At 65.2% G+C, this 22515-nt stretch carries 22 protein-coding genes; 12 read left to right on the top strand and 10 right to left on the bottom strand.

The window, feature by feature from the left end; all coding sequences use genetic code 11:
- Positions 1-118: 118 nt before the first annotated feature.
- From purC to IF803_RS04395, 4 genes are read left to right on the top strand one after another with little or no spacing between them, the layout of a single operon-like run.
- Positions 119-886, top strand: a complete 768-nt coding sequence (gene purC, locus IF803_RS04380) for a phosphoribosylaminoimidazolesuccinocarboxamide synthase (RefSeq protein ID WP_016843454.1) — start codon at positions 119-121, stop codon at positions 884-886.
- 15 nt (positions 887-901) lie between these two features.
- Positions 902-1141, top strand: a complete 240-nt coding sequence (gene purS, locus IF803_RS04385) for a phosphoribosylformylglycinamidine synthase subunit PurS (protein ID WP_026192985.1) — start codon at positions 902-904, stop codon at positions 1139-1141.
- Positions 1142-1153: 12 nt separating this feature from the next.
- On the top strand, positions 1154-1855 hold the full coding sequence (gene purQ, locus IF803_RS04390; RefSeq protein WP_461191399.1) for a phosphoribosylformylglycinamidine synthase subunit PurQ: 702 nt from the start codon (positions 1154-1156) through the stop codon (positions 1853-1855).
- 5 nt (positions 1856-1860) lie between these two features.
- Positions 1861-2823, top strand: coding sequence for a tripartite tricarboxylate transporter substrate-binding protein (locus tag IF803_RS04395; RefSeq protein WP_461191400.1), 963 nt, complete (start codon positions 1861-1863; stop codon positions 2821-2823).
- A 102-nt stretch (positions 2824-2925) separates the two neighbouring features.
- Here the strand turns inward: IF803_RS04395 and IF803_RS04400 are convergent, their stop codons facing one another.
- The 3 genes from IF803_RS04400 to IF803_RS04410 all read right to left on the bottom strand — a co-directional run bounded on the left by IF803_RS04400 (position 2926) and on the right by IF803_RS04410 (position 7131).
- On the bottom strand, positions 2926-3903 hold the full coding sequence (locus IF803_RS04400) for a DMT family transporter (protein WP_461191401.1): 978 nt from the start codon (positions 3901-3903) through the stop codon (positions 2926-2928).
- A 262-nt stretch (positions 3904-4165) separates the two neighbouring features.
- Positions 4166-6400, bottom strand: a complete 2235-nt coding sequence (locus IF803_RS04405) for an alkaline phosphatase family protein (RefSeq protein WP_461191402.1) — start codon at positions 6398-6400, stop codon at positions 4166-4168.
- A 251-nt stretch (positions 6401-6651) separates the two neighbouring features.
- Complete coding sequence (locus IF803_RS04410; protein WP_057018395.1) at positions 6652-7131, bottom strand: PaaI family thioesterase; 480 nt, start codon at positions 7129-7131, stop codon at positions 6652-6654.
- Positions 7132-7315: 184 nt separating this feature from the next.
- On the opposite strand from IF803_RS04410, the gene purL reads away from it, so the two are divergent.
- A complete protein-coding gene (purL, locus tag IF803_RS04415; RefSeq protein WP_461191403.1) occupies positions 7316-9547 on the top strand; it encodes a phosphoribosylformylglycinamidine synthase subunit PurL in 2232 nt (743 codons plus the stop codon).
- 168 nt (positions 9548-9715) lie between these two features.
- Here purL and IF803_RS04420 read toward each other — a convergent pair whose 3' ends face one another.
- Positions 9716-9976, bottom strand: a complete 261-nt coding sequence (locus IF803_RS04420) for a GlsB/YeaQ/YmgE family stress response membrane protein (protein ID WP_016843463.1) — start codon at positions 9974-9976, stop codon at positions 9716-9718.
- A gap of 108 nt (positions 9977-10084) precedes the next feature.
- On the bottom strand, positions 10085-10561 hold the full coding sequence (gene soxR, locus IF803_RS04425) for a redox-sensitive transcriptional activator SoxR (protein ID WP_461191404.1): 477 nt from the start codon (positions 10559-10561) through the stop codon (positions 10085-10087).
- A 164-nt stretch (positions 10562-10725) separates the two neighbouring features.
- On the opposite strand from soxR, the gene IF803_RS04430 reads away from it, so the two are divergent.
- Together IF803_RS04430 and IF803_RS04435 are read left to right on the top strand one after the other, a co-directional pair.
- Positions 10726-11841, top strand: coding sequence for an efflux RND transporter periplasmic adaptor subunit (locus IF803_RS04430; protein ID WP_461191405.1), 1116 nt, complete (start codon positions 10726-10728; stop codon positions 11839-11841).
- A gap of 28 nt (positions 11842-11869) precedes the next feature.
- On the top strand, positions 11870-14950 hold the full coding sequence (locus IF803_RS04435) for an efflux RND transporter permease subunit (RefSeq protein ID WP_461191406.1): 3081 nt from the start codon (positions 11870-11872) through the stop codon (positions 14948-14950).
- Here IF803_RS04435 and IF803_RS04440 read toward each other — a convergent pair whose 3' ends face one another.
- The gene (locus IF803_RS04440) at positions 14951-16135 is read right to left on the bottom strand and encodes an acyltransferase family protein (protein WP_461191407.1); all 1185 of its coding nucleotides are present in this window, start codon (positions 16133-16135) and stop codon (positions 14951-14953) included. It lies immediately after the preceding gene.
- Positions 16136-16321: 186 nt separating this feature from the next.
- Here IF803_RS04440 and IF803_RS04445 point away from each other — a divergent pair, with 186 nt between their 5' ends.
- The gene (locus IF803_RS04445) at positions 16322-16495 is read left to right on the top strand and encodes a DUF1328 domain-containing protein (protein ID WP_024582607.1); all 174 of its coding nucleotides are present in this window, start codon (positions 16322-16324) and stop codon (positions 16493-16495) included.
- Between the two features lie 129 nt (positions 16496-16624).
- On the opposite strand, the gene IF803_RS04450 is transcribed toward IF803_RS04445, so the two are convergent.
- Positions 16625-16984: a DUF427 domain-containing protein gene (locus tag IF803_RS04450; protein WP_016843469.1), complete on the bottom strand. Its 360-nt coding sequence runs from the start codon at positions 16982-16984 to the stop codon at positions 16625-16627.
- Between the two features lie 185 nt (positions 16985-17169).
- On the opposite strand from IF803_RS04450, the gene IF803_RS04455 reads away from it, so the two are divergent.
- Positions 17170-17406, top strand: a complete 237-nt coding sequence (locus IF803_RS04455) for a BolA family protein (protein WP_024518049.1) — start codon at positions 17170-17172, stop codon at positions 17404-17406.
- Positions 17407-17440: 34 nt separating this feature from the next.
- Entirely contained in the window at positions 17441-18622 is a 1182-nt protein-coding gene (locus IF803_RS04460) for a low temperature requirement protein A (RefSeq protein WP_461191408.1), read from the top strand.
- A gap of 9 nt (positions 18623-18631) precedes the next feature.
- Here the strand turns inward: IF803_RS04460 and IF803_RS04465 are convergent, their stop codons facing one another.
- From IF803_RS04465 to egtB, 3 genes are read right to left on the bottom strand one after another with little or no spacing between them, the layout of a single operon-like run.
- A complete protein-coding gene (locus IF803_RS04465; RefSeq protein WP_028339891.1) occupies positions 18632-19027 on the bottom strand; it encodes a DUF4345 domain-containing protein in 396 nt (131 codons plus the stop codon).
- Positions 19028-19054: 27 nt separating this feature from the next.
- Positions 19055-20023 carry an L-histidine N(alpha)-methyltransferase gene (egtD, locus tag IF803_RS04470; RefSeq protein ID WP_461191409.1) on the bottom strand — a complete coding sequence of 323 codons (969 nt, stop codon included), beginning with the start codon at positions 20021-20023 and terminating at the stop codon, positions 19055-19057.
- Positions 20024-20076: 53 nt separating this feature from the next.
- Positions 20077-21330 (bottom strand): ergothioneine biosynthesis protein EgtB, encoded by a 1254-nt coding sequence (egtB, locus tag IF803_RS04475; protein WP_461191410.1) that lies wholly within the window; start codon positions 21328-21330, stop codon positions 20077-20079.
- Between the two features lie 292 nt (positions 21331-21622).
- Here egtB and grxD point away from each other — a divergent pair, with 292 nt between their 5' ends.
- Both grxD and IF803_RS04485 read left to right on the top strand, forming a co-directional pair.
- A complete protein-coding gene (grxD, locus tag IF803_RS04480) occupies positions 21623-21955 on the top strand; it encodes a Grx4 family monothiol glutaredoxin (protein WP_016843475.1) in 333 nt (110 codons plus the stop codon).
- Positions 21952-22503, top strand: a complete 552-nt coding sequence (locus IF803_RS04485; RefSeq protein ID WP_461191530.1) for an O-acetyl-ADP-ribose deacetylase — start codon at positions 21952-21954, stop codon at positions 22501-22503. The genes grxD and IF803_RS04485 overlap by 4 nt, the downstream gene beginning before the upstream one ends.
- Positions 22504-22515 lie beyond the last annotated feature (12 nt).

Raw genomic sequence — 22515 nt, forward strand, 5'->3', positions numbered from 1 at the left:
TGTTTCCAGTTGGATTACCCAGGTTCCAGGCCTCCGCGGCAGCTCCGTCGTGGGTCGTAACCCCAAGTCATCCGGAGCACCCAAATCCATGGATTTCAACAAAACACGGTACATCCCAATGAGCCGTCGACGCCGTATTTATGAAGGCAAGGCCAAGGTGCTCTACGAAGGCCCCGAGCCGGGAACCCTGATCCAGCACTTCAAGGACGACGCGACCGCGTTCAACGCCAAGAAACACCAGGTGATCGAGGGCAAGGGCGTCCTCAACAACCGGATTTCGGAGTACCTGTTTCAGCACCTCAACGACATCGGGGTGCCGACCCACTTCATCCGCCGCCTCAACATGCGCGAGCAGCTGATTCGCGAGGTCGAGATCGTGCCGCTCGAGGTGGTGGTGCGGAATGTCGCCGCCGGCTCGCTGTCGCAGCGGCTTGGGATCGAGGAGGGCACCCAGCTGCCGCGCTCGATCATCGAGTTCTATTACAAGAACGACCAGCTCAACGACCCGATGGTGTCGGAAGAGCACATCACGGCCTTCGGCTGGGCGACGCCCCAGGAGATCGACGACATCATGGCGCTGGCCATCCGCGTCAACGACTTCCTGACCGGCCTCTTCCTCGGCATCGGCATCCGCCTCGTCGACTTCAAGATGGAGTGCGGGCGGCTGTTCGAGAACGAGATGATGCGGATCATCGTCGCCGACGAGATCTCGCCGGACTCCTGCCGGCTGTGGGACATCAAGTCGAACGAGAAGCTCGACAAGGACCGTTTCCGCCGTGATTTGGGTGGCTTGCTTGAGGCCTACACCGAAGTGGCAAAACGGCTCGGCATTTTGATCGAGAACGAGCGCCCGGCCGGCAGCGGCCCGGTGCTGGTGAAGAGCTAAGCTGAAGGGGCGACCGTGAAGGCACGTGTGACTGTGACATTGAAGTCGGGCATCCTCGATCCGCAGGGCAAGGCGATCGAGGGTGCGCTGAAATCGCTCGGTGTGGATGGCGTCGCCAGCGTTCGCCAGGGCAAGGTGTTCGACATCGAGCTCGCCGCGACCGACAAGGCCAAGGCGGAGGCGGCGCTGAAGGCCGCCGCCGACAAGCTCTTGGCGAATACCGTGATCGAGAACTATCGGGTCGAACTGCTCTAGGCCGCATCGCACATGAAATCAGCCGTTCTCGTCTTCCCCGGCATCAACCGCGAGCGCGACATGGCGCGCGCGCTCAAGCTCGCATCCGGCAATGAGACCGCGATGGTCTGGCACGCCGAGACTTCGCTGCCCAAGGGCACCGACCTCGTGGTGGTGCCGGGCGGCTTCTCGTATGGCGACTACCTGCGCTGCGGCGCGATCGCGGCGCGCGCGCCCGTGATGGACGCGGTGCGCGACTTCGCCGCCAAGGGCGGGCTCGTGCTCGGCGTCTGCAACGGTTTCCAGATCCTCTGCGAGTCCGGGCTGTTGCCGGGCGTGCTGATGCGCAATGCCGGGCTGAAGTTCATCTGCCGCGACGTGCATATGCGCGTCGAGCGCTCCGACACCCCGTTCACCCGCGGCTACAATGCCGGCCAGGTGATCCGCGTGCCGGTGGCGCATGGCGAAGGCAATTACGAGGCGGACGAAGAGACGCTGAAGCGGCTCGAGGGCGACGGGCGGGTGCTGTACCGCTACTGCACGCCGGAGGGCGTGGTCGACGAGGCCTCCAATCTGAACGGCGCCGCGCATTCGATCGCCGGCATCGTCAATGAGCGCGGCAACGTGCTCGGCATGATGCCGCATCCGGAAAACCACGTCGAAGAGATCATGGGCTGCACCGACGGCCGCGGCCTCTTCGCAGGGCTGGTCCAGCAGTTCGAAAAGGCGGCGTAACGATCATGCTGCGGCGGTGGTGCGTTGCCGCGGCTGCGGCGCTTGTGCTTGCGACGTCGGCCTACGCCCAGGACTTCCCGAAGCGTCCGATCACCATGATCGTGCCGTTCACGGCCGGCGGCACCTCCGACGTCATCGCCCGCGCGGTCGCCGACCAGATGGGCGCTGCGCTCGGCCAGAGCATCATCATCGAGAATGTCGGCGGCGCCGGCGGCTCGACCGCGCTCGCCCGCGCTGCGCGCGCCGAGCCGGACGGCTACACCATCGCGATCGGCAATGCCGGCACCAACGCCGCGACCTACACGATCTATCCGAAGCTGCCGTTCACGCCAGACTCCTTCGCGCCGATCGCCATGGTCGCGAAGACCTTCGGCATCGTCGCGCTGCGCAAGGATTTTCCGGCCAAGGACCTCAAGGAATTCATCGACTACGCCAGGAAGAATCCGGGCAGGGTCAATCTCGGCCATGCCGGTGTCGGCTCGTCGAATTACCTGATCTGCAAGAGCTTCGTGCATGCCGCCGGCATCGACGTGCAGCTGGTCGGCTATCGCGGCGCGGCGCTCGCGCTGACGGATGCGATCGGCAGCCAGATCGACGGGGTGTGCGATGCCGCGGCCTCGGTGTCGCAGGCGATCGACGACAGACTGGTGAAAGCGGTGGTGGTCGGTTCGACGGTGCGGCTTGCGTCGCTGCCCGAACTGCCGACCTCGGCCGAGGCCGGACTGCCCGAGTTCGAGGCGCAGGGCTGGAACGGCCTGTTCGCCCCCAAGGGCACTCCGCCCGAGATCATCGCCAAGCTGAATGCTGCGGCGCGCGCCGCAGTCGCGAGCGAGGCGGTGAAGAAGCGCTTCGCCGACCTGTCGACCGTCGCCCCCGACGCTAATGAGCTCGCGCCCGAGGTGTTGCTGCAGCTGGTGACGCGTGACGTCGCGAAATACCGCGCCCTGCTGGCGGACGACAAGAAGTAATTCTTGTTGGTCATTCCGGAGCGCGTCGTTAGACGCGAATCCGGAATCTCGAGATTCCGGGTTCGATGCTAGCGCATCGCCCCGGAATGACGTGGCAAACGGCTATGGTGCTCGCCACCTGCCTAGCCAGCGCTTGACCGCTTCGGCGGGCACCGTCATCGCGGCGACGCCGGCCATGACAAGCAAGAGGCCGAGCGCGAGATTCGACGGCACGGATTCCCCGAGCAGGATCACCGACAGCGCGACGCCGATCGGAATGCGAAGATAACCTTGCGCATTCGTCGTCAGCGTGCCGAGCCGGGTCAGGCACATGTAGAACAGCATCAGGCCGAACGCGCTTGAGAAGATGCCCATCACGACGGTGGCGACCAGCGCTTGCGGCGTCGGGTGCAGGGTCCAGGGATGGTCGACGATCAGGGCGACCGGCAGCAGCACGGTGCCGCCGAACAACAGCGAGCCGGCCGCCACGACCATCGGATCATAGTCCGACAGCCGAAGCCCGAAGATCGTGGCGCAGGCGAACGAGACAGTGGCGAGCAGGATCGCGATCTCGGCGAAGATCTCCTTGCCGAAGCCTGAGAGCGCGTCGAGGCCGATGATTGCGACCGTGCCGGCGAGGCCGAGGATCGCGCCGACCAGCTTGAGCAGCGAGGCTGGCTCGTGCCGCGTGATCGCCCAGGTGATGAGGAAGGCGAAGATCGGCGTCGTCGAGGCCAGCACCACGGTGTTGGATGCCGGCACGTAAAGCTGCGCCCAGGTGATCACCAAAAAAGGGATCGTGGAGTTGATGGTCTGCTGGAAGGCGAACAGCTTCCAGGCCTTGATGTCGGTCGGGACGCGAACGCCGCGAACGCGCAGCACCACGAGCAGGAAGGCTGCGGCCACCAGCGAGCGCGCGGAAATGAAGGTGACCGGCGGGATCGAGCCGAGCCCGATCTTGGTCAGCGGGTAGGTCGAGCTCCAGCAGCAGGCCAGCGCCAGCAGCAGCGCATAGTCGCGCCAGCCGCGCGCGCCCGGCGTCGACGGAGTGGGCACTCTCGCGGGAGCCGTCACGCCCGTCCTGGCTCTTGGCTTGAGCATGATCTCCGCGTCAACGCGTTCTGCGTTTGTCGCGAGAGAAAACCGCTTCGAATTTTTCCGGATGATTCTCTGGCTGTGCTCTGCGGCACCTTGATTGGCTCCCTTCGCGCATTGGCGCGCGATGGAGCGAATGTAGCTTGGTGGTGAGGCGAAAGGCTAGGGGCGACGGATCAGGCGTGCAATTCCGAGCCGGATGTGCGCGAGTATGGAAAAAGCGACGGACGCCGGCCCGGCGTCCGTCGCGCGGAATTTGCCCGAAATCCTAGCGCAGGACCTGGCCCAGCACCTCGCCGTCGACCTGCTGCGGTGCCGAACCGAGGATCCGCATGATGGTCGGCGCCACGTCGATATTGCGCATGTGCCGCACCACGGTGTCCTTGCGGATCTGCGGCCCGGCGGCGATGAACGTCGCGCTCATCACCGGAAGCTCGGGGTCGTGACCGTGGGCGCCATAGAAGTTCGGCATCGACAGCATGGTGGTTGCCGCGTTGAACGGCGCATCGCCCTGGCGCGCGACGCCGGGGTTCTGGATGCCGTCGAAATTGTAGCCGGGCGCCATCAGCGCGAACACGTCGCCATAGTCCTGGCCGATGGTCTTGCTGATGCATTGTCCGGTTCCGGCGTCGCATTGCAGCGGCCGGGTCTCGACGACGGTGAAGATGCGCTGGTCCTTGAGTGAGTAGTTGAAGCGGGCATTGGGGTCGACCGCGTTCTTCACCGCGTCGGTGATCTGCGCCACCAGTGTGCGGTAGGTCGCGAGATCGACGGTGCCGCCGAGCTCGCGGTTCTGCAGGTTGATGTAGATGTCGGCGGCGGGGCCGGAGGTGCGGATTCCGACCTTGCTGGTGTCGATACCGGCGTTGCGCAGGATGTTGGTGAGATTGACCGAGGTGTGGAACGGCGCGAAGCCGTGGTCCGACACCACGATCACGTTGCTGTCGCGGCCCGCCGCATCGGCGATCTGCTTCACCGCTCTGTCGGCCATCTGGTAGGCGAAACGGATGTAGGACGCGTACCGCTTGACCTTGGCGGCATCCTGGTTGGCGCCGATCGAATTCGGGTCGGTCGGGTTGGTGCCCTGGCGCGGATCGGTCAGCAGGAACTGGTGCTCGGAGCCGTCGGGCTGCTCGATATAGACCATGACGAGGTCGGCGTCCGGATGCGTCTTGATCGCGCGCTCGCCGATATTGGCCTGGTAGCGCACGAAGGTCTTCACCATGTCCTCGAACATCGTCTCGATCTCGACGTCGGGGAAATTGGTGAAGCCCGGGCTCAGCCGCTCCGGAATGCGGAAGTCGGCCTGCGGACGCCAGAACCCGATGTTGTTGTTGATGTCGTCGACGTCGGCGAGAACAGGCGTGTTGCGCGGGATGTAGTTGGCGCCGTAGCGGGCGAAGCGCACCACCGAGAGATCGGGAGACAGCGCAGACACGAAGTACGCGGCACCAACCTTCGCCCCGCTGCCTTCAAAGAAGAACGGTGCGTTTTCGCCGCCAAACTTGACATAGGCCGGCCCGGTCGACGGCGCGTGGAACGGTCCTGCGGTGATGCCGCGGTTGGCATCGAAGAACACCAGCGTGTCGTAGTTCACCTTGCGATCGTTGGTGGTGTCGATTGCGGCGACACGGATCGAATATTTGACGTCGAGCGTCGAGGCGTTGGTGCAGGTCGCGGTTGCCGCGGCGGAGCAGGAGAACGTCTCGATCGGTGCCGAGGTCACCAGCACCGGGCTGAACGAGAAATGGCCGGCAGCCTGCAGCGCCGCCACGATGCTCGGGTCGGCCGTGAAGTCGCCTCGCGACAGCGAGAAGCCCTGGGCCCCGATGCCGCCGAACGCCCCGAACGGGACCGTGAAGTCGGTGATGCGGGTCGGCTGGGCCGGCTGCACCACGGTCTTGTTGATGGAGATGTCGGCGCCGTCGCCGCCGGGCCAGGTCGCCGTAACGACCTTCTTGCCCTGCTGGCGCAGCTGCACCCACAACGGCACCGCCGTCGGGTGCGTCGATGGCCCGAGCGGGTTCTCGCTGTAGCCGCCGATCGGCGCCGCAAAGCCGCTGATGCTGCCGGAGATCGGCCCGACGATCGGCTCGAACGTGTTCGAGGGGATGTCGTTGTGGACCGCCGTCGAACCGGTCGCGATCGCGATATGCGACACCGCGGTGAGCGACGGTGACGCCGTCACGTTCTGCAACGCCACTGCGCCGCGCCGGCTCAGCCGGGCGAGGCCGCCGTCGCGCGGCAGCACGCCTTCCTCGATGAACTTCTGGATGAAATCGGGCTTGGCACCGTCGAGCGAGATCATCACCACGCGCGGCTTGCGGCCATGATGACCACCGTCATGGTCCTGGTCTTGATCCTGATCGTGACCGCGAGCATCGCCAACGCCGCGATCGCCATTGTCGCCGTCCTGACCGGCGCGTGCCGGAGTTGCAGTCCATGCCAGCGACGCGACAAGCGACATCGCCGTCGTAACGGAAACGAAAGTCTTCAATTTCATGAGGATGCCCCAACATCGCTGCGCGAACGCACAAACGGAAACCGTTCAGCAATCTTCGGGGGCTTGCCTGACGCGCATGTGACGCGCGCGCGACGACGCAACGACAGTGCGTCGATGCGTCACAACGGCAGTTCGTATTGCCTCACGCGAAGAACGAGCGTGAACACAACGCGCTACGGCCGCGGTTTCGATTCAAATTCGTGCCGATGTAACGGCTGGATGACGGCGTGTGCCCACAGCCGTCACACGCTTTACGCCGTTGCCTGCGCCGGCGCCCTGCGCTTCACCCGCTTGATGGTGCCGGAGAAGGTGAACAGCGGCCGTTCCGCCGATGTCAGCATGCCCCGCACGAAGATCAGCGACATGCCGGCGCGGGTGACCTCGCCGGTGCACTCGATCAGATCGCCCTCGCGGGCGGCGTCGAGGAATTCCGAGGCGAACGAGACCGTGACGCCGGGGCCCTGCAGCACCGAGCCGGCGAGCGCGAACAGGCAGTAATCGGCGAAGGTCATGAAGCAGCCGCCATGGACGTTGCCGGAGCCGTTGAGGTGCTTCTTGCCGACCCGGAACGCGCAGGTGATGCGGCCGTTCTCGTCCATACGGTGGTAGAACGGGCCGGTATGGGTCTCGAAATTGTCCCGGGTCCAGGTTCGCCAGCCGGCGAATTCGCCCTCGGTTTCGACGTGCAGGTCGGGGCGGCGGTTGAATGCAGTTTTGGCGAGCTCGTTCACGAAATATGGCCTTCAATTATCGGGTTCGGGTCCTTAAATCCGATCCATCCCCGTTGTGCAAATCCGGATGTAAATCCAAGTGCAAATCCCGGGCCGCGGCCAGCTGCCGCAAAGCTCTGGACAGGCCGGAAATGGGCCCTAAAAGGCCTTTTCGCCCCCGTTCGATCTACCTATTAAGGGTCCCATGAACGCGCCCAAGAACGACCCCAAGAACGAGCCCCAAATCACCCCCGAACTCGTCGCCGCCCACGGGCTGAAGCCGGACGAGTACGAGCGCATCCTCAAGCTGATCGGGCGAGTTCCGACCTTCACCGAGCTTGGCATCTTCTCGGCGATGTGGAACGAGCATTGCTCGTACAAATCGTCGCGCATCCATCTGCGCGGGCTGCCGACCAAGGCCCCCTGGGTGATCCAGGGCCCCGGCGAGAATGCCGGCGTGATCGACATCGGCGACGGCCAGGCCGTGGTCTTCAAGATGGAGAGCCACAACCACCCGAGCTACATCGAGCCCTACCAGGGCGCGACCACCGGCGTCGGCGGCATCCTGCGCGACGTCTTCACCATGGGCGCGCGCCCGATCGCCTGCCTGAACGCGCTGAGCTTTGGTGCGCCCGAGCACCCCAAGACCCGGCATCTGGTATCCGGCGTGGTCGCGGGCGTCGGCGGCTACGGCAATTCCTTCGGCGTGCCGACGGTCGGCGGCCAGGTTCGCTTCCATACCCGTTACGACGGCAACATCCTGGTCAACGCGATGGCGGTCGGGCTCGCCGACGCCGACAAGATCTTCTACGCGGCGGCCTCCGGCGTGAACATGCCGATCGTCTATCTCGGCTCCAAGACCGGCCGCGACGGCATTCACGGCGCCTCGATGGCCTCGGCCGAATTCGACGACGCCTCCGAGGAGAAGCGCCCGACCGTGCAGGTCGGCGATCCCTTCGCCGAGAAGCTGCTGCTGGAAGCCTGCCTCGAGATCATGGAAAAGGGTTGCGTGATCGCGATCCAGGACATGGGCGCGGCGGGCCTGACCTGCTCGGCGGTCGAGATGGGCGCCAAGGGCGATCTCGGTGTCGAGCTCGACCTCAGCGCGGTGCCGACCCGCGAGACCGGCATGAGCGCCTACGAGATGATGCTCTCGGAGAGCCAGGAGCGCATGCTCATGGTGCTCAAGCCCGAGAAGGAAGAAGAGGCCGAGGCGATCTTCCGCAAATGGGGGCTCGATTTCGCCATCGTCGGCTACACCACGCCGACCAAGCGTTTCGTCGTCAAGCATGCCGGCGACGTGATGGCCGACCTGCCGATCAAGGAGCTCGGTGACGAGGCGCCGGTCTATGACCGTCCGCACGTCGCCTCGAATGCGCTGCCGGTGATCCGCGGGCAGGACGTCAAACCGCCGGTCGGCATCGCGGACGCGCTGGAAAAGCTGATCGGCACGCCCGAATTGTGCTCGAAGCGCTGGGTGTGGGAGCAGTACGACCACGTCATCCTCGGCAATACCATGCAGCGACCCGGCGGCGATGCCGCCGTGGTTCGCGTCGAGGACGGACCGAAGGGCCTTGCGCTCACCGTCGACGTCACGCCGCGCTATTGCGAGGCCGATCCGTTCGAGGGCGGCAAGCAGGCGGTCGCCGAAGCCTGGCGCAACATCACGGCGGTCGGCGGCCGGCCGCTCGCGATCACCGACAATCTCAACTTCGGCAATCCTGAACGGCCCGAGATCATGGGCCAGTTCGTCGGCTGCCTGAAGGGCATTTCGGAGGCCTGCCGCACGCTGGATTTCCCGGTCGTATCCGGCAACGTCTCGCTCTACAACGAGACCAACGGCCGCGGCATCCTGCCGACGCCCTCGATCGGCGGCGTCGGCCTGCTCGACGACTTCACCAAGTCCGCGACCCTGGCGTTCAAGACGGCCGGCGAGGCGATCCTCTTGGTTGGCGACACCCAGGGCTGGCTCGGCCAGTCGGTCTACCTGCGCGACGTCTGCGGCCGCGAGGAGGGCGCTCCGCCGCCGGTCGATCTCGCTGCCGAGAAGCGCAATGGCGACGTGGTGCGCGGCATGATCCATGCCGGCACCGCGACCGCGGTGCACGATGTCTCCGACGGCGGTCTTTTGATCGCGCTCGCCGAGATGGCGATCGCAAGCGGCATCGGCGCGCAGCTCCTGGCCGCGCCGTCCTCGATCGTGCCGCATGCCTATTGGTACGGCGAGGATCAGGCCCGCTACATCGTCACCGTGCCGGCCGCCGACGCAGGCCTCGTGCTGGCCAAGATGAAGGGTGCCAGCGTGCCCTGCGCGCGCATCGGCACCACCGGCGGAGATGCGATCGCCGTCGCCGGCGAGGTGCAGGTATCGATCGAGAGCCTGTCGCGCGCCTTCGAGCACTGGCTGCCGAACTACATGCGCGGCGCTGCCGCCTGATTCGAGCGAATCGGGCGCTGCGGCGCATAGCAAATATCTCAATGGCGCGATGAACCCTTCATCGCGCTATTTCTTTTGTTGAAGCCGAATTGGGAGCGGGCTCCACTGCACCTCGCCCCGCGTGCGGGGAGCGCAGCGCCGTCGCCATTCAACCTATCTCACCACGCGCTAAGTCGCGCCGCGGACCGCGCGCCAGGCAAAGATGATGATGCAGGCGCCGATGAAGCCGGCGACGAGATAGCTGAGCCAGCCTCCGCCGAGCGACACGCCGAGCAGACCCAACAGCCAGTTCGCCAGCGCGGCGCCGACAATGCCGAGGATGATGTTCATGAAGATGCCGGTTCCGGACTTCATGAACATCTCGGCGAGCCAGCCCGCCAGTCCGCCGACGATGATGGCGGCGATCCATCCAACTTGTGGGTCGTTCATCTCAGGACTCCCTAGGGTCAAGCAGTCCGGCCAGCATACCTGAGAATCACCTGGCGGCATGTGACCAAAGGCAGGTTGTGCGCAACTTGTCGGCCGCGAAAAACGCCGTCAGCCCCGCCGCTTGCGCCGCGCCCGGCGTTCGGCCGCGGTGATCAGGATGCGCGGGCCCGGCCCCTGGGCGCCGAGCTTGTCGTCGCAATTGCGCAGCGGGCAGTCGGTCACCGACAGGCAGCCGCAGCCGATGCAGTTGAACAGCTTGTCGCGGAGGTCGGTGAGATCGTTGATGCGCTGCTCCAGCGTCTCGGTCCAGGCGCGCATCGCGCGCTCCCATTCGCGCACGGTCGGCGCGCGATCGAGCGGTATCGCGGCGAAGGTCTGCCTGATCTCTTCCAGCGCGATCCCGGCGCGCTGCGCGATCCTGATCACCGCGATCCGCCGCAGCACGCCGCGCATGTAGCGGCGCTGGTTGCCGCCGGTGCGCCGGCTCGCGATCAGTCCCTTGCTCTCGTAGAAGTGAAGGGTGGAGACAGCAAGCCCGCTGCGCCGCGCCACTTCGCCGACTGAAAGCTCCTGCGCAAGCGTCATTGACTGGCAATCCCCGGATTGGAAGTCTTGCATTGGAAGCCTTGCACTAGAAGTCTTGCAAGCTGCCAGCCTTGACCTCAACCATACTTGAGGTTCTATACCAGTTGCGGGCTTGCAGGGGCAAGCTTCCGGCCGACACGCCGGGGTTCGTTCTTGGAAGCGTTATGCCGTCCGCATCATTGTCGTCGCGCCGCTGGCTCGGGCTTCGTGCCAAGCCGTTCGGCATCACCGTTCTGTTGCTCGTCTGTGCCGCGGCCGGCTTGTTTGCCTGGCGCGCAGGTGGATCCAGCGCCTCGGCCAAGGCCACCGCCGAAGCGCCGCCGACGCCGGTGGCGGCGATGGTGGTGCGGACGGAAACCTTGCCGCGCTCGATCGAGGCGATCGGCTCGCTGCAGGCGGTGCGGCAGGTGATTCTGGCGCCGGAGGTTGCCGGCCGCGTCACCGCGATCAATCTCGATGCCGGCACCGATGTCGCCGAGGGCGCGCCGCTGGTGCAGCTCTATGACGCGCCGCTGCGCGCCGCGCGCGCGGTCGCGGTCTCCAAGGGACGATTTGCGCAGCTGCAGGAGAAGCGTTCGCAGGGCCTCGCGCCGTCCGGCTTCGTGACCCAGGAGACGCTGCAGCAGCGGCAGGAAGATCTGAAGCAGGCCGACGCCTCGCTCGACCAGCTCGATGCGCAGATCGCGCAGATGACGATCCGCGCGCCGTTCGCGGGCCAGATCGGCCTGCGCAAGGTCAATCTCGGCCAATACGTCAATGCCGGCGATGCGCTCGCGACGCTGACCGCGCTCGACCAGCTCTATGCCAATTTCACCGTTCCGCAGCAGCGCCTGTCAAATCTGAAGGTGGGAGGCGCGGTGACGATCCGTACCGACGCTTTCCCCGATCGGGTGTTCGAGGCAAAGATCAACGCCATCGAGCCGCAGGTCGCCGAGGACACCCGCAATGTCCTCGTGCAAGCCCTGTTCTCCAATCCCGACCGGCTGCTGCGGCCGGGCCTCTTCGTGATGGTGAACGTCGTGCTGCCGCCGCAGCCGGACGCCATCGTGGTGCCGGTCACCGCGATCCAGACCAGCGCATCCGGCGAGAGCGTGCTGGTCGTGCCCGACAACAAGGCGGTCGGCGTCGCCGTGAAGACCGGGCAACGGATCGGCGAGCGTGTCGTGGTGGAGCAGGGGCTTTCGCCCGGCGATCACATCGTCACCGCGGGCCAGCTCCGCGTCATGCCCGGCGCGGCCGTCCAGATGACCATGGCGGAGACGCCGGAGACGGGACGCTAGCTTCGCGAGCAGCGCCCGAGGAATCATCATGCATTTCACCGACATCTTCATCCGCCGGCCGATTCTGGCGACGGTCGTCAGCCTGCTGATCCTCTTGATCGGCACCGCGGCGATGGTCTCGTTGCCGGTGCGGCAATATCCCAGCATGGAGAGCGCGACGATCCAGGTCGACGTCTCGTTCCCCGGCGCGACCCAGGACGTCATGCAGGGCTTCGTGACGTCTGTCATCGCGCAATCGATCGCGACCGCCAACGGCATCGAGTACATGACCTCGAACTCGACGCTCGGCCTCAGCCAGATCAAGGCCAAGCTGGTGCTCAACGCCAATGCCGACCGCGCCATGACCGAGGTGCTCGCCAAGGTGCAGCAGGTCAAGTACCGGATGCCGGCCGGCGTGTTCGACCCTGTCATCACCAAGATCACCGACGGCGCGTCGGCGGTGCAGTACATCGCCTTCACCAGCGACACGCTGACGCCGGCGCAGATCACCGACTTCGCCACCCGCGTGGCGCAGCCGCTGCTCACCTCGGTGCCCGGCGTCGCGTCGGCCGACACCTCGGGCGGATCGTCGCTGGCGATGCGGGTGTGGATCGATCCGTTCAAGCTTGCGGCGCGCGGGCTGACCGCGGCCGATATCTCCGCCGCGCTGCGGTCCAACAACGTGCAGGCGGCGCCTGGGCGGCTGCGCGGCGAGATGACCGTCACCAACATCACCGCGGCGACCGATCTGCGCAATCTCGACGATTTCCGCAAGATGGTGATCAAGACCGGCGCCGGCGGCGGGGGCCTGGTGCGGCTCGGCGACGTCGCGACGCTCGAGATCGGCGGCGAGAACTACGATTCCAATGCGCGCGACAGCGGCAGGCCCACGGTCTACATCGCGGTGCAGCCGACGCCCGACGGCAATCCCTTGGAGATCGTCGCCGCCACCGGCAAGGTGATCGAGGACCTCAACCGCGTGGCACCGCCCGGTTTGAAGGTCGCCGACGTCTTCAACATCGTGCACTTCGTCAAGGCCTCGATATCGGAGGTGCAGCATTCGCTGGCCGAGGCGATCGCGATCGTGGTGGTGGTGATCCTGCTGTTCCTGGGATCGTTCCGCTCGGTGCTGATCCCCGTGGTCACCGTGCCGCTGTCGCTGGTGGGTACCGCCGCGATGATGCTGGCGCTCGGCTTCTCGATCAATCTGCTGACCCTGCTCGCGATGGTGCTGGCGATCGGGCTCGTGGTCGACGACGCCATCGTCGTGGTGGAGAACATTCATCGCCACATCGAGGAAGGACGGAGGCCCGGCGACGCGGCCCTGATCGGCGCGCGCGAGATCATCGGTCCCGTGATCGCGATGACGATCACGCTCGCCGCGGTCTATGCGCCGATCGGCCTGATGGGTGGCCTGACCGGCAGCCTGTTCCGCGAATTCGCCTTCACGCTGGCGGGCTCGGTCGTGGTCTCGGGCGTCATCGCCCTGACCTTGTCGCCGATGATGAGCGCGCAGCTGCTCGGCGAAGCCACCTCGCACGGCCGGTTTGCCCGTTTCGTCGAGCATCAGTTCTCAAGGCTGTCGCGCGGCTACGGCCGGCTGCTGGCCGCGACGCTCAAGATGCGCGCCGCAGTGCTGCTGGTGGCATTCAGCGTGCTGGCGGCGATCGTGGTGCTGTTCCTCGGCAGCCAGCGCGAGCTCGCGCCCTCCGAGGACCAGGGCTATGTGTTCACCGTGCTCCGCGCGCCGCAATATGCCAGCGTCGACTACACCACGCGCTCTTCTGACCAGATCGAGCAGCTGTTTCGCTCGTTCCCCGAATACCACGCGAGCTGGTTCATCAACGGTACCGACGGACAGAACCATGCCTTCGGCGGCATCACCCTGACCGATTGGGACAAGCGCAAGCGCTCGGCCAACGACATCCAGAACCAGCTCTACGGCATGTCCTACGGCGTGCTCGGCGCCAGCGTGACGCCGTTCCAGCCGGCGGCGCTGCCGGCGGCGACCGGCGGCCTGCCGTTCCAGATGGTGGTGCGCTCGGCCGGCGACTTCGCCACCATCTATCAGGAGGTCGAGACGCTGAAGGGGGCCGCATGGAAGAGCGGGCTGTTCGCCTTCGTCGACAGCGACCTCGCCTTCGACAGCCCGACCGCGCGGATCACCATCGATCACGCCAAGGCGGCCGAGGCCGGAGTCAGCATGCAGACCATCGCCGACACGCTCGCGGTGCTGGTCGGCGAGAATTATGTCAACCGCTTCAATTTCTTCGAACGCTCCTACGAGGTGATCCCGCAGGTGCGCCAGGTCGACCGGGTCACGCCGGAAGGGCTCGGAAACTTCAACGTCCGCTCGAGCTCGGGGCAGATGTTTCCGCTGTCGACGGTGATCAAGGTCAACGTCAAGCCGGAGCCGAACCGGCTGCCGCAGTTCAACCAGATGAACGCGGCGACGATCTCGGCGGTGCTCAAGCCCGGCGTGACCATGGGACAGGCGGTGTCGTTCATGCAGGCGCAAAAACTGTCGCCGGGCATGACGGTCGACTGGCTGTCGGACAGCCGGCAATATGTCCAGGAGGGCAATCGCCTGATCGTCACCTTCGGCATGGCGCTGATCGTGATCTTCCTGGTGCTGGCGGCGCAGTTCGAGAGTTTTCGCGATCCGCTGGTGATCATGGTCACGGTGCCGCTCGCGGTCTGCGGCGCGCTGCTGCCGCTGTATTTCGGCTTCACCACGCTGAACATCTACACCCAGATCGGCCTCGTCACCCTGATCGGGCTGATTTCCAAGCACGGCATCCTGATGGTGAGCTTCGCCAACGAGATCCAGCATCACGAAGGGCTCGACCGGGTCGCCGCGATCCAGAAGGCGGCCGCGGTGCGGATGCGGCCGGTGCTGATGACAACAGCCGCGATGGTCGCGGGCCTCGCGCCGCTGCTCTATGCCGACGGCGCCGGCGCGGCGAGCCGCTTCGCCATCGGCATCGTCGTGGTGATGGGCATGCTGATCGGCACGCTGTTCACGCTGTTCGTGCTGCCGACCTTCTACATCCTGATCGCCCGCGACCATCGCGCGGCGGCCGCCCCGCGGCTGGAAAGCGTGGCGGCGAGGGGTGAGATCGCGGCATGATTAGAGCACGTATCTCGAGCCGGGAATCTTGCGCAGCACGGCCGTGACCGCCCAGCTCAGCGCCACGGTGGCGAAGAACGCGATCGCGGCCTTGGCGAACGCCGGCAGCTCCATATCGAACAGCCAGTATTGCAGCCACAGCACGATCGGATAGTGCACCAGGAACATGCCGTAGGCGTCGCCCTGCATGCGGTCGAGCAGCGTCGGGCCCGACGATTTCGATTGCAGGAAGTAGGCCAGGATCGCGAACAGGATCGAGGCGCTGAACAGCACGTAGAAGCTGCCGTAGATCCCGAGATACCAGCCGGGCAGCGGATCGGGGTTACCGATGATCATACGCTTGATGTAGATCATCACCCACATCAAACAGTAGGGGATCAGCGTGATGCCGGTCCAGAACCAGCGCCGCTCGGTCAGCCGTCCGTGGGCGCTGAGCACGCCACCCTCGAGGTTCGCCGCCCCGATTCCCGCGCCGATGAAGAAGTAGGACGCATACAGCAGCACGCGGCTCGCCTGCACCGAAAACGGCCCGAACTCGAACCAGTAGTTCTGGCCGTAATGGATCAGCATCGGCAGGTAGGCGGCGGCACTGACGATGACGAGGAACAGCCAGAACTTCGAGGGACGTCGAAATCCCTTGATCGACAGACGGTTGATCGGATCGAGCAGACGCGACGACACCCGGTACAAAATGCTCGCCGTCAGGTCGAAGGCCATCAAGACATAGACGAACCAGATCGGACCGCTCGGCCATGGTCCGACCGTCATGGTTTTCCACCAGAATTCGGAGAAGCTCAGCCCCGGCGTCTGACGCAGCGCGATCGCGTAATAGGCGAGCGGAATCACGCTGACCGCGCAGACCACGAACGGCAGGCCGAGCCGCAGCAGCCGGTCGCGCAGGAAGATCAGCCATGGCTTGTTTCCGAGCCCCGGCCAGACGAACAGCCCCGACAGGAAAAAGAACATCGCCATGAAGAAGCTGTCGGTGGCGAGCACCACGCAGTCGAAGCCGATCCACGATGTCGGGTCGGTGTGCCCGAAATAGGTGTAGGGGATCACCGCGTGGTGCAGCAGCACGACCAGGGTCAGGAAGGTACGCGCGCGGTCCAGCGCGACATTGCGCTTGTGGAGCTTCGGTGCTGCCTGGATGTCGACGGCCGGAGCCGCGTGAGCAATCGATTTCATGGTGCCACCAGCCGGGTCTGCACTCTGATGTTGCAATCGGGAACCCGATTCAGCAAGGCCCAATCGGCCGGATCGGGGAGTATCGAGGTCGGTCATCTCGGCGAATCTGTTTCGTTTTTGGAACTGCGGTCGGGTGCGGGCGTTCTCGTCCGAACTGGGGACGCGCGCGGTTATCCGGGGTGAACAATGACAATTTTGAAATGGGCGCTGATCTTCCTTGTCGTGTCGATCATCGCGGGCTTGCTCGGCTTCACCGGCATTTCCGCCGCCTCCGCCGACATCGCGCGCTTTCTGTTCTATGTATTCGTCGTGATCTTCCTGGTGCTCCTGATCCTCGGGCTCACGATATTCCGGGTATAGCTGGGATCGGGGCCGAGCGCTCCCGACGTCATGCCCGGGCCTCGCCCGGGCATTGCCGTTTTGCAGGCTGGGTCAGCGCGCGACGAAAGGCCGGGCGAGACCCGGCGCTTGCGGCAGGCGACGATTCCCCTAGGCGACCTCCTCGATCTTCACCTTGTCCGGATAGAAGGCGAGGTGGCCGGCGATCTCGGTCATGGCCGGGAAGGGCTCCTCATAGGTCCAGATCGCGTTGTCCAGCGTCTTGCCGTTGGCCTTGATGCTGAAGTAGCTCGCGTCCCCCTTGTACGGGCAATGCGTGGTCCGCTCGGTGCGGGTCAACAGCTCCATGTTGGCGTCCTGCCGGGGGACGTATTGCACGGCCGGATAGCTCGCTTCCTTCAAGGTCAGCGCATGGGTGGTCTCGGCGATCACGACGCCGTCGGCGGTGACGCGGACGCGCTTGGCATTGGGCGTGATGGTGATCGGATGGTCGGGGCCGGGGAGCTTCATGATTCTGCGCCTCTTCTGGTCATTTTGGCGTGATGGCTTGTGACCGATTGATGCAGGTTTAAATCGCTGGGAATGGGAATATAGTGTGCCCGGGATGACCTAGAAGACCCCAAGGGCTAGGTTTTATCCTTAGGTTTATCTGGCCGAGCGGCCTGATTCGAACGACCTGACGGAGGTGGACTGGGATGCCGATGGACGCCCGTGATATCGAATCGATGATCAAGGCAGCGATTCCCGATGCCGAGGTGACGATCCGCGATCTGGCCGGCGACGGCGACCACTACGCGGCCACTGTTATTTCCGAGTCCTTCCGCGGCAAGTCCCGCGTCCAGCAGCACCAGATCGTCTACCAGTCGCTGAGGGGCCAGATGGGCGGCGTGCTGCACGCGCTGGCCCTGCAAACCGGCGTGCCGGAAGGCTAGGGCCCCGGCGGCCAGCAGGCGGGGGCCTCGAGCGATGGCAGACAATCCGCGCGGCGCGATGTTTCGTGTCATCGTGCCGAACCAGCACAGCCGCGTCACCAATGCCGAGCTGTTCTTCGACCTCGTCTTCGTCTTCGCCGTCACGCAGCTGTCGCATACGCTGCTGCACCACTTCACCCCGCTTGGGGCGGTGCAGGTCACGCTGCTGTTCCTCGCGGTGTGGTGGGTGTGGGTCTACACCACCTGGGTCACCAACTGGCTCAATCCCGAGCTGACGCCGGTCCGCCTGCTGCTGTTCGTACTGATGCTGGGCGGGCTGTTGCTGTCGACGTCCATACCGACCGCCTTCGAGGGCCGCGGGCTGTGGCTTGCCGGGACCTATGCTGCAATGCAGGTCGGCCGCACCACGTTCTGGCTGCTGGCGACGCCGCGGCGCCGGACGGCGGTGCGCCACAACGCCATCCGCATCCTGACCTGGCTCTCCTGCTCGGCCGTGCTGTGGATTCTCGGCGGCTTCGCCGAGCACGAGACGCGGATGTGGCTCTGGATCGCGGCGCTGACCATCGAATATATCGCGCCAGCCGCGCGGTTCTGGACCCCTGGGCTCGGCTTTTCCTCGATCGAGGCGTGGTCGGTCGAGGGCGGCCACATGGCCGAACGCTGCGCGGGCTTCATCATCATTGCGCTCGGCGAGGCCATCGTGGTCGACGGCGCGACCTTTGCCGAGCTGACCTGGACGCCGGAGAACATGGCGGCGTTCATCTCGGCGCTGGTCGGCAGCATCGCGATGTGGTGGATCTATTTCCACAAGGGCGCCGAGGCCGGCTCGGACATGATCTCCAAGTCAGAGGAATCCGGCCGCGTGGCGCGGATCGCCTATACCTATCTGCACATGCCGATCGTCGGCGGCATCATCCTCACCGCGGTGGCCGACGAACTGGTGCTGAAGCACCCGTCCGGCCATTCCGACCTGAACACGATCGTCAGCTCGATCGGCGGGCCCATGCTGTTCCTGGTCGGGACCATCCTGTTCAAATATGTGATCCGCAACTTCCTGCAGCTGTCGCACGGCGTCGGAATCGTCGCGCTGGCGATCACGGCCTATTTCGCGCGCGAGATGTCGCCGCTGGTGCTCTCGATCGTTACCACCGCGATCATGATCGTGGTCGCGGCGTGGGAGTCGATCTCGCTGCGGTCGACGGGGGAAGAGGAATAGCGGCCGCCGCTACTTGCGACCGGCCGTAGCCACGCGGTGCTGCCAATAGACGAACAGCGGTGCGCCGATCACTTCGAGCGCGGTGAAGCCCACGAAGGGCAGCGGCGGCAAGCCGACCATCAGCATCGACAGCAGCCTGCCGATGCCGCCGAGGAAGATGCCGCCCCAGACCATCCGAAACAGCACGCCCTCGCTCTCGATGCGCGGCACCAGCCAGAGCAGTGCGAGCCCGAGACCGAGCCAGACCCCGCCGAAGAAGCGCAAATTGCTGTCGAGCACCGGCAGCGCCGGAACGCCCGAGGAGGCGTAGAGCGGATCGCTGACGCCGAGCATGGTGATGATGCCGGTCAGGATCGGGACCAGGGCGAGCAACGCCGTCGCGATCTGCAGCGGACGCCTGCCCATGATTTGCCCCGTCCCCAGGTTTGGGTGCTAGTCCGCGACCAGCGCGTGCACCGAGAACATCGTGTTGGCGTCGGTCCAGCTCTCGCGCACCGTCCAGCCCCCGCTGCGGGCGAGCGCGGTGAAACGCTCGAGCGAGTATTTGTAGCTGTTCTCGGTGTGAATGCTCTCGCCCGGACGGAACGCAAAGGTATTGCCGAGGATGCGCACGGTCTGCGCCTTGCGGCTGATCAGGTGCATCTCGATACGATGGCGGTCGCGGTTGTAGATCGAGCGGTGCGTGAAGCCCGACAGATCGAAATTGCCGCCGAGCTCGCGGTTGATGCGAACCAGCACATTGAGGTTGAACCGCGCGGTGACGCCGGCAGCGTCGTTATAGGCGTCGTACAGCACGCGCTCGTCCTTCTCGAGGTCGACGCCGATGATCATCTGCGCGCCGTGGCCGAGGATCTGGCGTGCGCTGCGCAGGAAGGCCAAGGCCTCGCTCGGCTCGAAATTGCCGAGCGTCGAGCCGGGGAAGAAGCCGACCTTCGGCATCGCGGCGACGGCCTCGGGCAGCGCGAACGGCGTGGTGAAATCGGCCGCGACCGGGTAGATGCCGAGACCGGGGAAATCCTTCCGCAACCCGTCGGCCTGGGCTTTGAGGAAATCGCCCGAGATATCGACCGGCACGTAGGCTGCGAATTCGCAATGCTCGAGCAGCAGACGCACCTTGGTGGTCGCGCCGGCGCCAAACTCGACCAGCGCCGCGCCGTCAGGGATGATCGCGGCGATCTCGTCGCCGCGGTCGCGCAGGATGCCAAGCTCGGTGCGCGTCGGATAATATTCCGGCAGCACCGTGATCTGCTCGAACAGCTCGGAGCCGGTGGCGTCGTAGAAATATTTCGGCGACAGCCGCTTCGGGTGACGGGCGAGATTGCCGATCACGTCGCCGGCGAACGCCGAAGTCGCTTCGTCGAACGGATACGCTTTGGCCAAAGCGGCGGCATGCACATTCATGATACTCTCCCGAACGCGCTTACCGGCGCGCCATTGATGTCGACAGTGCTTGATCAGGCATAGTCGGCGAGGCGTAACCCCGTGAATTGCCAGCGATGGTGCGGATAGAAGAAGTTGCGGTAGGTGACACGGCTGTGACCTGAAGGCGTCGCCAGCGACGAGCCGCGCAGCACGAGCTGGTTGACCATGAACTTGCCGTTGTACTCACCGAGCGCGCCCTCGATCGCGCGGTAGCCCGGGTAGGGCGAATAGGCGCTGCGGGTCCATTGCCAGACGATGCCGTAGGCGTCGTTGAGCAGGCCGGCGCGCGCGGCGACCTCCCACTCCATCTCGGTCGGCAGGTGCTTGCCGGCCCATCGGGCGAAGGCGTCGGCCTCGTAATAGCTGACATGGCAAACCGGCGCTGACGGATCGATCGGCTGCAGGCCGCCGAGCGTCATGATCTTCCATTCGCCGTCGATCTCGCGCCAATGGCCGGGTGCCTGCCAGCCCTCGTTGCTCACGGTGCCAAAGCCATCCATCAGCCACAGCGTGGCGGTGGAATAGCCGCCGTCCTTGATGAAGGCGAGCCAGTCGGCATTGGTGACGAGATTCTTCGCGAGCTTGACCGGGCCGACCAGAGCGCGATGCGCGGGCTTCTCATTGTCGAAATGGAAGCTGTCGTCGGCGTGGCCGACGGTGTGGATGCCTTCGTTGAGCGTCACCCATTCCTCAGGCCCGCGATGCGCCGCCGGGAAGCGCCACGCCGGATCGTAGGCCGGCGGGATCGGGTTCTGCGCGAAGGCATGCAGGATGTCGGTGTACATCAGCTCCTGATGCTGCTGCTCGTGATTGAGGCCGACCTCGACCAGCGGCACCAGCGCCTCGAGCTTGTCGGCTCCGGCAGTCCGGAAGAATTTCACCACCTCGGCGTCGACATGACGGCGGTAGGCGGTGACTTCGTCGGCGGTCGGGCGGGTCAAATGGCCGCGCTGGTGGCGGGCGTGCCGCGGACCGGCGCTGACGTAATAGGAATTGAACAGATAAGCGTAGTCCGGATGGAATGGCGTGTAGCCCTCGACGTGCTCGCCGAGCAGAAACTGCTCGAAGAACCAGGTGGTATGGGCGCGGTGCCATTTGGCGGGGCTCGCATCCGGCATCGACTGGATCAGCTGGTCTTCGGGCGACAGCGGCGCGGTCCGGCGCTCGGTCTCGTCGCGGACGGCGCGATAGGCGTTCACGAGCCGCTCGGCGAGCGGCCCGGATTCGGAGGACAGTGACGGGGAGGCGGCGGGAAGGGCGGCCGCGGCAGAGGCTGGTTTCGTCACAGGGGTCTCCGATTCAAGGGAGAGAACGTTGCTTCGGCAAACTGGTTCCCGACGGACAGTTCGTCCTAGATAGGGGCTCCGTTACGGGAAAAAAGCCTCCCCCCGCGATGATATTGGGGCCGTCAGATAATCCCGGCCCCTTTTGGGCGCCCGCAGCGCCCGGCGCATGCCAGATTTCCGCCATTTTGCTTTGGATGCACAATGGTTTGAGCTACATATATAGTCAGTCACGGGTTAGAAGGGCGGGCCGGCCCGTCAAGGACTGAGAGCGTCGCCCCCGAAGGAAGCGAAAATGAGCATCGAGCAATTCATCGACAACGAAGTGAAGTCGAACGACGTCGTGCTGTTCATGAAGGGCACGCCGCAATTCCCGCAGTGCGGGTTTTCCGGTCAGGTCGTGCAGATCCTCGACCACATCGGCGTCGGCTACAAAGGCCTCAACGTTCTCGAGTCCGCCGAACTGCGCAATGGCATCAAGGTCTATTCGAACTGGCCGACGATTCCGCAACTCTATGTGAAGGGCGAGTTCGTCGGCGGTTGCGACATCATCCGCGAGATGTTCCAGGCCGGCGAATTGCAGCAGCTGTTTGCCGACAAGGGCATCCCGGTCGACGTGGCTGCCTGACCTTGACGGCGCGCCAGATCGGCAAGGCGCGGCTCGAAGTCATCGTTACCGACATCACGACCCTGCGCGTTGACGCCATCGTCAACGCGGCCAATTCATCGCTGCTCGGTGGCGGCGGTGTCGACGGCGCGATCCATCGTGCCGCAGGCCCCGAGCTGCTCGCCGAGTGCCGCACCCTGCACGGCTGCAAGACCGGCGACGCCAAGATCACCAAAGGCTATCGGCTCCCGGCCAAGCACGTGATCCACGCCGTCGGCCCGATCTGGCACGGCGGCACCCAAAACGAGGATGCGCTGCTCGCATCCTGCTATCGCCGCGGCATTGAGCTGTGCCACGCCAATCAGCTTGGCTCTATTGCATTTCCCGCCATCTCGACCGGCGTCTATCACTTCCCGCCGGACCGCGCCGCCGGCATTGCGGTCAAGGCCGTCGTCGATGCCCTGGTCGCCGCACCCGGCCTCACGCAGGTGATCTTCTGCTGCTTCTCGCCCCAAAGCGGTCAGCTTCATCAGGAGGTCCTGGAGGCCTTTGGCAGCCCTTGTGCCTGATGATACCGCCGC

The organism is Bradyrhizobium sp. UFLA06-06, from assembly GCF_054820065.1.

Excerpts from the sequence above, each read along its gene's own strand:
- IF803_RS04445 (WP_024582607.1), top strand. The coding sequence starts at position 16,322 with ATGACAATTTTGAAATGGGCGCTGATCTTCCTTGTCGTGTCGATCATC.
- grxD (WP_016843475.1), top strand. The coding sequence starts at position 21,623 with ATGAGCATCGAGCAATTCATCGACAACGAAGTGAAGTCGAACGACGTC.
- IF803_RS04450 (WP_016843469.1), bottom strand. The coding sequence starts at position 16,984 with ATGAAGCTCCCCGGCCCCGACCATCCGATCACCATCACGCCCAATGCC.
- IF803_RS04395 (WP_461191400.1), top strand. The coding sequence starts at position 1,861 with ATGCTGCGGCGGTGGTGCGTTGCCGCGGCTGCGGCGCTTGTGCTTGCG.
- IF803_RS04440 (WP_461191407.1), bottom strand. The coding sequence starts at position 16,135 with ATGAAATCGATTGCTCACGCGGCTCCGGCCGTCGACATCCAGGCAGCA.
- purQ (WP_461191399.1), top strand. The coding sequence starts at position 1,154 with ATGAAATCAGCCGTTCTCGTCTTCCCCGGCATCAACCGCGAGCGCGAC.
- IF803_RS04435 (WP_461191406.1), top strand. The coding sequence starts at position 11,870 with ATGCATTTCACCGACATCTTCATCCGCCGGCCGATTCTGGCGACGGTC.
- IF803_RS04460 (WP_461191408.1), top strand. The coding sequence starts at position 17,441 with ATGGCAGACAATCCGCGCGGCGCGATGTTTCGTGTCATCGTGCCGAAC.
- purL (WP_461191403.1), top strand. The coding sequence starts at position 7,316 with ATGAACGCGCCCAAGAACGACCCCAAGAACGAGCCCCAAATCACCCCC.
- IF803_RS04420 (WP_016843463.1), bottom strand. The coding sequence starts at position 9,976 with ATGAACGACCCACAAGTTGGATGGATCGCCGCCATCATCGTCGGCGGA.
- IF803_RS04405 (WP_461191402.1), bottom strand. The coding sequence starts at position 6,400 with ATGAAATTGAAGACTTTCGTTTCCGTTACGACGGCGATGTCGCTTGTC.
- IF803_RS04400 (WP_461191401.1), bottom strand. The coding sequence starts at position 3,903 with ATGCTCAAGCCAAGAGCCAGGACGGGCGTGACGGCTCCCGCGAGAGTG.
- IF803_RS04465 (WP_028339891.1), bottom strand. The coding sequence starts at position 19,027 with ATGGGCAGGCGTCCGCTGCAGATCGCGACGGCGTTGCTCGCCCTGGTC.
- IF803_RS04430 (WP_461191405.1), top strand. The coding sequence starts at position 10,726 with ATGCCGTCCGCATCATTGTCGTCGCGCCGCTGGCTCGGGCTTCGTGCC.
- egtD (WP_461191409.1), bottom strand. The coding sequence starts at position 20,023 with ATGAATGTGCATGCCGCCGCTTTGGCCAAAGCGTATCCGTTCGACGAA.
- IF803_RS04455 (WP_024518049.1), top strand. The coding sequence starts at position 17,170 with ATGCCGATGGACGCCCGTGATATCGAATCGATGATCAAGGCAGCGATT.
- purC (WP_016843454.1), top strand. The coding sequence starts at position 119 with ATGAGCCGTCGACGCCGTATTTATGAAGGCAAGGCCAAGGTGCTCTAC.
- soxR (WP_461191404.1), bottom strand. The coding sequence starts at position 10,561 with ATGACGCTTGCGCAGGAGCTTTCAGTCGGCGAAGTGGCGCGGCGCAGC.